Source organism: Rhodococcus sp. T7, from assembly GCF_009872365.1.
Lineage (GTDB): Bacteria > Actinomycetota > Actinomycetes > Mycobacteriales > Mycobacteriaceae > Rhodococcus_F.
In genome coordinates, this window is sequence record NZ_WXYH01000367.1 from 25,331 (window position 1) to 38,182 (window position 12,852).

Genomic DNA, 12,852 nt, shown 5'->3' on the forward strand with positions numbered 1-12,852 from the left:
TCCGTCGTGACCACGCGTTGCAGCAGGTTGTAACTACTACTGATGGGCAGTTCGAGCCGCTTGCTGATCTCCGTGACGGTCATTCCGTCGGGTCGGCCCGCGAGCAACTCCAGCACATCGAAGGTTCGCGAGTATCGGTCGCTACTGCTCATTCCACCTGACTAATGCCGGAACCGGTTACTTCGCATTTTAGTCGCCGTTTCCGAATTACGAACATAGATTCCAGTACTTGTAGCACTCGACCCTTGACCATTGCCGATCGTCGACATAGATTGCATTCAGAATCACGAAGCGCTATTCGGATTCTCGGAACGTCCCAAAGGGCCTTCACTCGGTTCAACTAGTTAAGGAGGCTCGACAACGTGTCAGTGGTCCGTATCGATGACCCGGGCATCCATGGCGAGGGCCACTGGACCGGACTGCTCCGGCCTGGAGACCTAGTTGTCGCCGCGCAGGGAGTGGGCGAACCCAGCGCCCTGCTGGAGTGCCTGCTGTCCACGAGCCCTGCCGAGGTCGAACTCTTCGTCGGACTGTCGCACAGCGAAGTCTTGACCAAGCCATCTCAACTACCAATCGTGTCATTCGGAGGATTCGGGCCGCTGAGCGGAGCTGTTCACCGCGGCAACGTCGAGGTGATCCCCGCACACTTCGACGATCTGCCCCGGGTATTACCGCAGCGCGGCCAAGACATCGTTGTGCTGATACAAGTGACGCCGGCTGACGCGAGCGGATCCCATGGACTCGGAATGGCTGTGGATCACACCTTCGATCTGCTCAATCGCGCGCGTGTGGTGATTGCGGAAGTGAATGACCAGGTGCCCGTCACCTCGGCACCCCGCGTGCCGGCCTCGACGTTCGACGCTGTCGTCCACACCTCACGGCCTCTGCCGGTCGTGGACACGCCGGAGATCAACAACGTCCATCGTCAGGTCGCAGCGCACGTTGCCGACCTCATTCCAGATGGCGCGACCGTACAGCTGGGTATCGGCGCGATGGCCTCCGCGGTCGGTGTCGCTCTCCGCGAGCATCGAGGCCTGGCAGTGCGCTCCACGCTGGCCGGGGACTGGCTGCTGGACCTCGCTTCTGCCGGGTGCTTGCGGCCCGGCCCGGACGCTGTGGTGATCAGCGAAGCCGCAGGATCCCCCGCTCTCTATGACTATGTGTCGGCCTCCGACGTGCAGATCTGCCCGGTGAACACGGTGTCGGGTCCGGCAGCACGTGGCGAGGTCGATCACTTCGTCGCTATCAACTCTGCCCTACAGGTTGATCTGAGCGGCCAGGTCAATGCCGAGGAGATCGCGACGGGCTACATCGGCGGAATCGGAGGACAGGCCGAGTACCTTCGTGCCGCGCAGCGATCCACCGGCGGCCGGTCGATGATCGCGTTGCCAGCAACGGCGGGCCGATTCTCGCGCATCGTGACTCGCCTGGATACAGCTACAGTGACCACTCCCCGATCCGGGGTCGATTTCATCGTGACCGAGTACGGCGTTGCCGATCTCCGCGGCCGCAGCCTGCGTGAAAGGGCGGAGGCCCTGATCGCGATCGCCGCTCCTCATCACCGCGACGCACTTCAGAAAGGGCAAGCTCAATGAGCACAACACCAACAGTGGCCGTTGACGACGGCATAGCCACGTCGGCGTCCGTCGCGGAACGACTCGGCGCGTTCCTCGCCGACCACGTCGACGTCCGCGACGGACACATCACCGATCTTCGCCGGGCCGGCAGCGGTCGTTCCCGGGACAACTGGCTATTCGACCTCATCACCGTCGATTCCTCCGGAGGTGAGCATTACGAGCCGCTGATCCTGCGGACCGACCCCGAAGGCGGACTCATCGACACCGAGCGCGCGGTGGAGTTCGAGGTGCTACGCGCTCTCGAAAACAGCGGCCTGCCAACCCCTGTCGCGCGTTGGCTCGATGACGATGGCCACATGTTGGGGCGCCCGTCGTTGATCATGCGTCGCCTGCCTGGCACGTGCTACTACCGAGTGCTGCGCGACGAGACTCGTGCCCTGGATCAACGGATAGACCTAGGCCGAAAGTTCTGTGAACTGCTGGCAGCAGTACACGGTGTCAACTGGCGAGAACTCGGTCTGGGTACGACCCTCACCGACCCGGGCCCGGAGGCCGCGAAGGCCGAGCTCGATCGTTGGGCCGCGGTGTTGCGTGAGGATCAACTCGAACCACATCCGGAACTCGAGTACGCGATCGTCGTGCTCGGCGAGCATGCGCCGCGCTCGACCGGAACTGTTCTCGTCCACGCGGACTACAAGCCCGGCAACATCTTGCTCGACGGCTCGGAGGTGACCGCGCTCCTCGATTGGGAACTTGCCCATCTCGGCGACCCGCTCGAAGACCTCGGCTGGGTCACCCAGCCCCTCCGCGCGACCGAGCACACGATCGAAGGCAGTTGGGAAGCACCAGATCTGATCGAGCATTACGAACGTGCAACCGGAAGTCAGGTGGACCGCTCAGCACTGCGGTGGTGGGTCGCGTTCTCGGCTTTCAAAACTGCAGTGATGCAGGTCAGTGGCCTTCGGGCCTTTTTGGAGGAACGAGCCGAGGAGCCTTACCAGCCCACCACTCGCGTGCTCTCCACATTGCTCGACACCGTCATGGAGGACTTCCGGTGAGACCGACGATCGATGAACAACTCAACGGTGCCGCTCGCCTGCTTCGTCTCGCCGAAGGGGACCCGGAGACGTCGCCAGGCGTTGCCGAGCTCGCACGCAATGCACGCAGGCTCATCGAAAGGGTCGAGGCCTCGTGGGCTCGCGCCCTGCCCTTCCTGCAGACCGATAACCGTCGCTTAGCGGAACTGCTCGGCATCGCCGAGCCTGATCCTCACGATTCGAACGATGTTGCTGCAGCCGCTGCCAGCAACGAGGCGCTTCGCGCGCACCTGACTAGCCGGATTCATGAACTGCCCGCAGGTCCGGAGCGGGAGGCGATCGGCGCCTATCTACGTGCGCGACTCGTCGTCGACCCCACCTGACGTCCAATACAGGAGATCCCATGAGCGACCACTCCAGCCTGATCGCTGACGACAAACACTTTGCCGAGCAATTTCCGCTCACCCCACTGGACGACTATCTCATCCACCAGACACCCGATCCGGTACGGGTCATGTGGACCGGCGACCCCCGTGCCTACGAACGCTATTGGATGGTTTCCCACGACGCGACTGGCGACATCGTCGTCGCCACCGGCGGAAGCTTCTACCCCAATCTGGACCGCGCCGAGGCGTACGCGATCGTCAACGTGCGGGGCCGGCACACGGCCGTGCGCAGTTTCCGCAAGGTCGGCGCCGATCGAGCTGATCTCCAGGTGGGCCCCATCGCTCCCGTCATCATTCGCGGCCTCCGCGAGTGGCGATACATCTTGGAGCCCAACGAGTGGGGCATCAGCTACGACATCACGTTCACCGACACCACCCGCCAAGTCTTCCGCGAACCGCTGTCGAACTCGGCCGCCGGAATCCCGCCGGGCCGCCGCAACGATGTCACCAGCGGCTTCGAGGGCTTCGGTGACGTATCGGGCTGGGTCGAGGTCGACGGTGAACGGTTCGAGCTTGACCCCGGGTCGGCAGGCACACGCGACCGGCACTGGGGCACCGGACGTGGGGTGGGCGGGCCCTCGATGGCGCTGGGTGGTCGACTTCATGTCGGAACCAACGGCAATGCCTTCGTCGCCTTCCCAGACTGGACCCTGTGGGGAGACCGCCTCTACTACCCCTTCGGTGACACCCGCAAGGGGTGCACGAAGGTCCTCAAGCCCACGCGGCGCCTGCGCTTCGAGCCCGATACCCAGGTATTCGCCGAGGCGATCGTCGACTACGAATTCGCCACGGGCGAGAAGGCCCAGCTGCACTACGAGAAGATCGGTCAGCAGACAGCGTTTCTTCGTTGCGGCATGTATGGCGGAACTCCAGGTGGTGACATCCACCAAGGCGGGTACGACGGGCCGGACATGACCGAGGGCGAGACGCTGGACCTGACCCGCCCCGAGACGCGGATCGGCGTCCGTGGACTCGACGAGCACCTCTGCCGCGTCACACGCGACGACGGCACGAGCGTCCTGGGGGTTTACCAGACCATCGACCCCGTTGCCTACGAGGCATGCGTGTCCGAACGACCCGGCTGGGAGTTCCTGTGAGCTCACATATCTTGCTACAGAGCGGCATTCGTCGCCTCGGCGATGATCGTGCAACCGGAAAGTGTCCGGTTCGCGCAGAGCGGCGCTTCGAGTTCTTGAATGACGTTTCCATAACCCGAGGGATCCGGTCTACCTGTGATTCCCGAATCCGGCGCCCAGAAGCCGGATCGTCCCGGACGTCTCGCGCCGCCCATTCCCGTCAGGAGCACTCATGAGCAACGACATTCATAGCAGGGGGACACAGGTCCGCATTGCGATCGCGTGTCTCATCGGGAACTTCCTCGAGTACTTCGAGTTCGCGCTGTATGGCTTCTTCGCCATCGCGATCGGCGCGACGTTCTTCCCGTCCGACACCGCCACGGTCTCGTTGCTGCAGTCCCTCGCCGTCTTCGGCGTCGCATTCATTGTCAGGCCGCTCGGTGGTTTGGTCTTCGGCCTGATCGGGGACCGCGCAGGCCGCAGGGCGTCTCTGAGCATCAGCATTCTGATCATGGGCGTGGCCACCGCGATGATCGGACTGCTCCCCGGGTACGACAAGATCGGAATCTTGGCTCCCATTCTGCTCGTGCTGCTGCGCTGCGTGCAGGGCATGTCCGTCGGTGGCGAGTGGGGCGCCAGCTCGGCGTTCCTCATCGAAACAGCCCGCCCGAACAATCGTGGTATCAGGGGCAGCCTGCCGTCGACCGGTGCGGCCATAGGGCTGGTCTTCGGAAGCCTGCTGTCGCTCGGGTTCGCGACAGCTCTCACGGACGATCAGCTGGCCAGTTGGGGCTGGCGTATCCCCTTCCTTCTCGCCGCTCCGCTCAGCTTGATCGGGCTGTTCATCCGGCGTCGGCTCGAGGACACACCCATCTTCCAGCAGCTCCAGAGTGAGGAAGACCGACCGAAATCCCGTGTACGAGACGCTTTCCGCCGTGACCAGGCCAAGGCAATCGCCATCACCTTCTGCTTCTCGTGGATCTGCGGCGTCGGCCTGTTCTACCTCGGTTCCTACATGGTCAACTACCTGACCGTCACCGCCGCCTTCCCGAGAACCCACGCGATTTTCCTGACGTGCATCGGCCTGATCGTGTACGCCGCGTTGTGCCCGCTCGCCGGCAAGCTCTCGGACAAGTTCGGTCGCCGGCGGACCATCCTGTTCGGGTGTGCCGGACATGCACTGCTAGGCATTCCGATGTTCATCGCGCTCGGCAGCGGCGGCACCGTCGCCGTGATCCTCGCTCTCCTGGTCTATGCGGTCATCCAGGCACCGATCAACGCCAACACATCGCTGATCCTGATCGAGCTGTTCCCCGCCTCGACCCGGCTCACCAGCGGTTCGGTCGGATTCAATCTGGGGGTCGGTGCACCCTCGGGCTTCGGACCGTTGATCGGGGCCTCGCTGGTCCTGTGGACCGGACTCGACTACGCACCGGGATTCTTCCTCTCCGGTGTGGCCGTCATCTGCGGATTCGTCCTGTACAAGCTCCTCCCGGAGACCGCTGGCCGCGACCTCCTCAGCGAGCAGGACGCAACCAAGGATCTTGTGTCCTCAGATAATCGACGTTCCCCTGTGAACTCCGCCCGCCACAATGAGAAGGCGCCCACGCCGTGACGCCGGGCGAGCCCAACATGCCCTGTGATGCACTGAAGTAGATCAGCGAAAGAAGTACCACCGCGATGCAAAGCTTGAACATTCCCCTCACGATGCGCGTTGTGAAACTGGCCCGACCCGGACCCGCCACATCAGCCTTCGAGCTGGATGAGATGCCGGTACCGCGGCCACAACCGGGCGAATTCCTGGTCCGGGTGGGCGCCTGCGGGGTGTGCGGCCACGACGCTCTGGCCCGGCGCGGCGAGCTCGCTGCCACGCCGGGGGACGTACTCGGACACGAGATCGCTGGAACCGTCGTCGCCGCCGGCTCCGATGATCTCGAGGAATGGGTTGGCCGTCGGGTGGCATTGGTCCAACGCCGCCCGTGCGGGCAGTGCCCCGACTGCGAACGCGGTATCACCTCGCAGTGTCGACGCGGCCCAGGGTTCTACGGTGACGACATCCCCGGCGGGTACTCCGAGTATGTGACCGCCGACCCGCTCAACGCTGTCGGTGTTCCCGACACGATCACCGACGAGGTGGCGGCCATCGCCTCGTGCGGCATCGGCACTGGTCTGCATGCGCTCCACAAGGCGCAGGTGCTGCCCGGGGATGTCGTGGTCATCACCGGTGCCGGCGGCGGCGTCGGCTTCAATGCCGTCCGCACGGCACACGCGTTGGGACTGCGCGTCATCGCCACGACGAGCGACGAGGCCAAGGTCGCAGCGATCACGGACGCCGGCGCCGAACACACACTGGTGCGTCCCGACGCGCGGGCCATCCGTGCGAGCGCGGCGGCGATGGACCGCCCACGAGGGGCGGACGCTGTCATCGAAGTCACCGGTGGCCCCACGTTCAGAACAAGTCTGCGCTCGCTGGCCCCGCAGGGCCGCCTCGTCCTGGTCGGCAATACCGTGCCCGCCGACCTAGAACTCGACCCGGGGCTGACCATCATCAAGGAACTGCAAGTCATTGGGTCCGCGCATGCGACACGCGCCGACCTTCAGGAGGTGATCGACATGATTGCATCGGAGAAACTCGTGCCGAGCCCACCGCGGGCGTTGCCGCTTGGATCGGCCGCCGACGCACACAGCGCACTCGACGACCGCACCGCTACCGGACGGACGGTTCTGGTCCCATGACAGAGCACACAGCGTTCGAAGCGAACCACGTGGTGGGCCCTCTCCCCTGGCCCGACCACTCAGCTCTCCCATCGGCGATGACCCTGCCCGAACTCATCGAGGACATCGCGCACCGCACCCCCCAGGCTCCCGCCCTGGTCGCCGGCGACGTGCGACTGTCGTACAGCGAGCTTGCCGAGAAGATCCGTGCCTTCGCCGCATCATTGGCCGATCTCGGAGTCGGGCGCGGCTCGCGGGTGGCGGTCCTCGGTCCCAACATTTCCGAGTGGATGATCGCCGTCTACGGGGCGATGCGACTCGGTGCCCGCGTCGACGCGTTCAACACCTGGGTCCGCGCGTGGGACCTGGAGCACTTGCTGGCTGTGTCCGAAGCCGAAGTCGTCGTCACGGTGAGCTCCGCACGCAAAGCCGATATCTTGGCTGAGTTCGCCCAGCTCCTTCCCGAGCTGTGGGACGCCCCGGTCGGTGGTGCGGTCCACAGCCTCCGCTTCCCTGAGCTGCGTCACCTGATCGTCATCGGCGACGGCTCCGCGGGAACCCCGGTGCCCGCGGTCGCCTGGTTGTTCAATGAACTTCTGTCCACCCCCGATGAGTGGCCGACGCCGGCCTGCGCTGCGCAGGCGGACGATCCCGCCTTCGTGCTCTACACCTCCGGATCGACTCAGAAACCGAAGGCCGTACCGCTGACTCATCGCGCGCTCATCGAGAACGCGTATGCAATCGGGTTGCGCATGGGCATCGGTGCCGATGACCGGATCTGGCTCGGCTCGCCTCTGTTCTGGAGCTTCGGCGTCGCCAACGTCGCTGGTGTTGCGATAACCCACGGGGCATGTCTGGTTCTGCAGGAAGCATTCACGCCCGATTCCGCAGCCGACGTGCTCGCTGCCGAACAGTGCTCGGCGATCTACCTGCTGCCGAGCATGGCCGACGCCCTCGCCGCACAGGTGCCCGAGAAGATCAGCGCTATCGATTCCCTGCGCACCGGCTTGACGATCGGACGCCCGGACGAGATCCAACGCATCGTCTCGGACCTGAACATCCCTGAAATCTGCAACATCTACGGCTCCACGGAGACATACGGGAACTGCTGTGTCACCTCACATTCCGATTCATTAGAAGTGCGACTCACCACCCAGGGTCCGCCACTGCCCGGTGTCATGCTGCGCGTGGTCGACCTGGAAAACGGGGAGACACTCGGGCCGAACACTCCCGGGGAACTGCAGGTCCGCGGGCGCATCACCCCGGGATACCTCGACAACGACGAGGCCAATGCCGCCGCATTCACCAGCGACGGGTGGTTCCGCACCGGTGACACGGTCTCCATCGATGACGCCGGATACGTGCAGTTCCACAGCCGTCACACCGACATGATCAAGACCTCGGGGATCAACGTCTCGCCGGCAGAGGTCGAGACGTTCATCAGTACCCATCCCGCGGTTGCGGAAGTAGCCGTCGTCGGAGCCGATCACCCCAGCCGCGGTGAGGTCGTTGTCGCATTCGTCGTCGCCGAGCCTGGCAGCACACTCGACGGCGACGAGATCCGCACATTCTGCCGTTCCGGAATGGCCAGCTACAAAGCCCCCTGGGTAGTGGAAGTCGTCCTTGAACTACCGCGCACGCAGACGGGAAAGATGGTCCGAAAAGACCTGCGCACTCATGCCTGCGAGGCGGTCGATCGTGCCGTACACGCGGCAGCGGCGAGCGGATCCGCGCATGGGCACTGAGAGCAACTGGGGTCGCTGGGGTCTCGACGACGAGATCGGGGCGCTCAATCTGGTGGACGCATCGACCACCCTGGCCGCACTCCGTGCCGCCGAAACAGGTCAGGTCCTCTCCCTCGCACAACCGGCCGGCCCCGGGGCCGGTGTTCCGCCCCATCGCAACAAGTCCGCTCGCTACATGGACCGCAATGCCGGGGACTACGCGTTGGGAGCTCGTTCGCCGGACGGGTTCCGGTTCGCCGAGGACACCGTCACCTTGTCGACACACAGCGGTACGCACGTCGATGCTCTGTCACACGCATGGAGCGGTGAGGAACTCTACAACGCACATTCGGCGGCGAATGTGCGTTCAACCGCGGGCGCAAAACGACTCGGTGCAGAGAAGCTCCGCCCGGTCGTGACCCGGGGAGTCCTCATCGACCTGGTCGAAGCACACGGGGCACCACTGGACCCCTCGACTCCGATCGACGCGGAGCACCTCATCGCCGGGTACGAGATGGCCGCCGTCGAGCCATCCGCGGGGGATGCGGTCCTGATACGCACGGGCTGGTGGGAGCGATCCCACGGCAACGAGTACTTCGATCTCGAGCCGGGACTGTCCCTGGACGGCGCCCAGTGGCTCGTCGCTCACGACGTGGCCCTGGTCGGCGCCGACAACTACGCGGTCGAGGTCCAGCCCTCACCTGCGGGTACCACCTTTCCCGTGCACTTGCATCTACTCCACCGACATGGCGTTCCGCTCATCGAGAACCTCGCTCTCGCCGAGTTGGCCGCCTCGGGACGAAAGGTCTTCGTGTTCGTGTTCGCCCCCATCCCGCTGCAGGGCTCCACCGGCAGCCCCGTCACTCCGTTGGCCATCCTGTGACCGCGCCAGAGATCGTCTGGGCGGACAACGTCGGGCCGTTGCAGGGTATGCGCGTCCTGGACCTGAGCCAGCAGCTGCCCGGACCCTATGCCACGCTGCTTCTCGCGTCCTTGGGCGCCAGTGTGATCAAAATCGAACCGCCGCACGGCGACGCCGCACGGCACCTCGATCCGGAGATGTTCGCGAACGCCAACGCCGGAAAGTCCTCGATCACCGTCGACCTCAAGACGGCCCACGGCCGCGAGGTCGTCCACGCGGCGGCTCGCAGTGCCCACGCGGTCATCGAGGGATTCCGCCCCGGAGTCGTCGACCGTCTCCGCGTCGACTACGCGACATTGCGGGAAATCAACCCCGGGCTGATCTATTGCTCCATCTCGGCCTACGGCCAGTCGGGTCCGCTCTCATCCCATCCCGCGCACGACATCAGCCTGCAGGCGATCGCGGGGGCTATCAGTTCGGAGACCGCGCAAGACCGAATTGGTGTTCCCTGGGTGGATCTGGCCACCGGAACGACAGCGGCCTTGGCGATGACAGCGTCCTGGCACGCGGGCTCCGGCGGCTATCTCGACATGTGCATGCTCGACGCCGCCCAGGCGTGGGCGACGATCAAGCCCTCCGCAGTGCTCGCCGCCGAACCCACGTACGGCACCGTTCCCACGGCCGACGGAGCCGTCGTGATCGCCTTGCTCGAGGACGCGATGTGGAAGCGGCTCTGCGTCGCTCTCGAGTGGCGCGACTGGGCAGACGATCCCCGGCTCGAGACATACCGGCAACGACAAGCCGCCGCACACGAAGTTCGGGCCCGGCTCGACAAAGCCCTCGCCGAACTACGCACCGAAGACGTGCTGGAACTGGCGGAAACACACGACCTGCCGATCCACCGGATCGGTCGCGATGCCGCCAGCGACGCTCAGGTCCGGCTCCGGCTAGACGCGCAAGATGGTCACCGCCACGAATCGGTACCGCTGCCGGCATCGTGGCAATCCCCGCTCTCGGGCGCTCCTGAACTGCACTAAAGAAGACGAGTCGCCGAACGAGAACAACAATGAGTCTGTCCTTCCGCGGACCGAATCCCCGTGAATGGCGCATCGCCGTCATCGACGGTCCGAATATGCCGAACCTGGGTAAGCGCGACAAGAACCTTTACGGGCCGATCTCGTCATTGGCTGACTTGCAGAAGCTGGTTCGCGACTATGCCGAGTCGCTCGGAGTCTCCACCGAACAGTTCGCCTCGAACCACGAAGGTGACATCCTCGAGTTCATCCACCGAACCGCGGCCGACGTCGATGGTTACATCATCAATCCCGCCGGACTGACAACGTACGGCGAAGCCACGCGTCATGCTCTCGATGACACCAAGAAGCCGGTCATGGAGGTGCATTTCTCCAACACTGCCCGCCACTTCTCCGGTGTCGTTCCTCCGTACCTGGAACAGAAGTCGCGATTCACCTACAGCGCGACCGGTCTCGTCATGGGCCTGCGCCAGTACAGCTATCTCGGCGCAATGCTCGGACTGACGCTGTCCCTGGACGACGAGGCATTTCTGGATGGCGGAGCCAACCGACACTAGTTCGCCGTGGGCTAAGCGTCTTCAGCCCCAGCGCCGAAACGGCGGTTCTTCCGTCGAAGGTTCGCGTCCGACAACGCCGACAGTTCCGCCAGTCCGTGCCCTCAATCAGAAGTCTGAAATCTCATGAGTTCTCACTCGTCTCGCCCATGGCGCTACAGGCGTCGTATCGATTGGATCGAGGCCGACCGTCGGCGCAACCATCCGGATGTCGAGGCAGAGCGCCTCATCGCGTTCGCAAGCAGGTGGGCACCCTACGGGGGCGCGACCGAGGAGGACGTCTATGTCCACTTCGGCTTGACCAAGGGCCACTTCATCGAGCGATTGTGGCAGGCGGTTCCCGAATCGAGCTGTAGCCAGGACGAACTAAGCGAAATGGCCAGAGCCTATCCCCATGCGCTGGCCCGAACGATTCCCCGCCCGGCTCGCGAGTCCTCACGAACAGGGCCTGGAGAACTCGCGAGCAAGCCGGGGTAGTGCACAGTAGGCAGGAAGAATGTGGAACCGACACAACGACCATGACATTCTGGATTTCGCGCTGCTCTGGGAGCCGCTCGGGGGGGCCGGCACCGAGGAATGTCGCAGACGCATTCGGAATGGATGTCCCGGATTACACGCACCGGCTCGGACGTGCGGCGAGATATCAGCTGGCGCGAATTCAGCGTGGCGTCACCTCTTCCGAACGCATCTATGGGCTGTCCGCATTGGTGGCGCTGATCGAGATCTCCGCACAGCGCGTGATGGGGGTTGACCAGACCTGGTCAACTTTCGCTGTCGATCATGTCCCCTCGCCTAGCGTCGGTCCGAACGTTCCCGGGCCGAGACACGCTCACGTCGCGTCCGATCGAAAAGTCGCCTTCTCTAGCGCCCACGCAACATACGGCTAGAATCTGACTACTGGAAGGGCGGTGGTCCGGCGCAACTCGGCGACGTAACGGCGCGCCAATACTCGTCGTTCCATCGAGCCCTCACCGCGACGGCCGCCGGGCTCGGCCTCAACCGCCGCGCCAACTGCTGGCCGGCGGCGTTGAAGGTTGCGGTGTGGGCACCCACGGCATCGCGCTGCATGTGGCTGGTTACCACTGTTCGGTGCTGAGCCCACCCTGCTCGCACCCGGCCTGGCTGAACACGTTGGCGCCCCTATGTACCTGCTCCCGAACCCCTCACCGGGCAGCGAGTAGGATCCCCGACCGGCCTCACTGTCGGAGTGAAATACCGCCATGTGGGCGATGCTGTCGGCGCTCGCGGCGTCGACAAGGCGCCGTTGGCCTCTCCATTTAGGTTCGCCCGAGACGAGGAGGATTTCGATCACGAGGTGCATTGCACCGTCATCAAAGTCTCCAACCAGTACGGGAGGAATCTGTTGGTGTTCTTCGTCGCCGATGGGGTGCAGGAGCCTCGCGGCGGCCAGGTATCTGACATCATGTCCAGAGATCATTGCTTTCGGGCTGGTATGTCCCCAATTGGCCATCTCGGAGTCGTCAATCAAGACGTCACGGTCAGCGTCAGCGTCGAGATCGGGATAAATCGATCGGTTCCCGCGATGGCGGATCCGCGACCCGCTCCGTGGCGGGCGGCCGTACTTTGCCGGTCAGGTCTGCGAGTTCATTACGGCGACCGGTACCGGCCGCATGCCCCGACCGCGAGGACTCGGAGGCCAAGCGACGCGGGCGACGGGGTCGGGCGCATCGGAGTTCTGCCCAGTCTGCCTCGGGGTTGTCAGCTGTCGATCTCGATGAGGTCGGTGGCACCGCGTTCGAGCCACATCGCTTCGACGTTGCGGCGGATCACCTTCCCGGACGCGCTGGTGGGAAGCATGTCGTTGCG

At 64.4% G+C, this 12,852-nt stretch carries 10 protein-coding genes and 1 pseudogene; 10 read left to right on the forward strand and 1 reads right to left on the reverse strand.

What is annotated here, in order from left to right; translation table 11 throughout:
* Positions 1-29: 29 nt before the first annotated feature.
* Positions 30-152, reverse strand: a pseudogene (locus tag MLGJGCBP_RS54480) (helix-turn-helix domain-containing protein); the annotation flags it as partial.
* A gap of 216 nt (positions 153-368) precedes the next feature.
* Here MLGJGCBP_RS54480 and MLGJGCBP_RS39065 point away from each other — a divergent pair.
* From MLGJGCBP_RS39065 to MLGJGCBP_RS39110, 10 genes are all read left to right on the forward strand, one after another.
* Positions 369-1,595 (forward strand): acetyl-CoA hydrolase/transferase family protein, encoded by a 1,227-nt coding sequence (locus MLGJGCBP_RS39065; protein ID WP_236581625.1) that lies wholly within the window; start codon positions 369-371, stop codon positions 1,593-1,595.
* Positions 1,592-2,635, forward strand: coding sequence for a phosphotransferase family protein (locus tag MLGJGCBP_RS39070; protein ID WP_160102608.1), 1,044 nt, complete (start codon positions 1,592-1,594; stop codon positions 2,633-2,635). The genes MLGJGCBP_RS39065 and MLGJGCBP_RS39070 overlap by 4 nt, the downstream gene beginning before the upstream one ends.
* Positions 2,632-2,997: a hypothetical protein gene (locus MLGJGCBP_RS39075; RefSeq protein ID WP_160102610.1), complete on the forward strand. Its 366-nt coding sequence runs from the start codon at positions 2,632-2,634 to the stop codon at positions 2,995-2,997. The genes MLGJGCBP_RS39070 and MLGJGCBP_RS39075 overlap by 4 nt, the downstream gene beginning before the upstream one ends.
* A 20-nt stretch (positions 2,998-3,017) precedes the next feature.
* Positions 3,018-4,157: a hypothetical protein gene (locus tag MLGJGCBP_RS39080; protein WP_160102612.1), complete on the forward strand. Its 1,140-nt coding sequence runs from the start codon at positions 3,018-3,020 to the stop codon at positions 4,155-4,157.
* Positions 4,158-4,368: 211 nt separating this feature from the next.
* Entirely contained in the window at positions 4,369-5,751 is a 1,383-nt protein-coding gene (locus MLGJGCBP_RS39085; RefSeq protein ID WP_160102614.1) for an MFS transporter, read from the forward strand.
* 152 nt (positions 5,752-5,903) lie between these two features.
* Positions 5,904-6,872 (forward strand): zinc-binding dehydrogenase, encoded by a 969-nt coding sequence (locus tag MLGJGCBP_RS39090; protein ID WP_160102616.1) that lies wholly within the window; start codon positions 5,904-5,906, stop codon positions 6,870-6,872.
* The gene (locus tag MLGJGCBP_RS39095; protein WP_201453319.1) at positions 6,869-8,596 is read left to right on the forward strand and encodes a class I adenylate-forming enzyme family protein; all 1,728 of its coding nucleotides are present in this window, start codon (positions 6,869-6,871) and stop codon (positions 8,594-8,596) included. The genes MLGJGCBP_RS39090 and MLGJGCBP_RS39095 overlap by 4 nt, the downstream gene beginning before the upstream one ends.
* Positions 8,586-9,458 carry a cyclase family protein gene (locus tag MLGJGCBP_RS39100; protein ID WP_201453320.1) on the forward strand — a complete coding sequence of 291 codons (873 nt, stop codon included), beginning with the start codon at positions 8,586-8,588 and terminating at the stop codon, positions 9,456-9,458. The genes MLGJGCBP_RS39095 and MLGJGCBP_RS39100 overlap by 11 nt, the downstream gene beginning before the upstream one ends.
* Positions 9,455-10,474 carry a CaiB/BaiF CoA transferase family protein gene (locus MLGJGCBP_RS39105; RefSeq protein ID WP_160102620.1) on the forward strand — a complete coding sequence of 340 codons (1,020 nt, stop codon included), beginning with the start codon at positions 9,455-9,457 and terminating at the stop codon, positions 10,472-10,474. The genes MLGJGCBP_RS39100 and MLGJGCBP_RS39105 overlap by 4 nt, the downstream gene beginning before the upstream one ends.
* 29 nt (positions 10,475-10,503) lie before the next feature.
* Entirely contained in the window at positions 10,504-11,028 is a 525-nt protein-coding gene (locus MLGJGCBP_RS39110; RefSeq protein ID WP_160102622.1) for a type II 3-dehydroquinate dehydratase, read from the forward strand.
* The last annotated feature ends 1,824 nt before the right edge of the window (positions 11,029-12,852 follow it).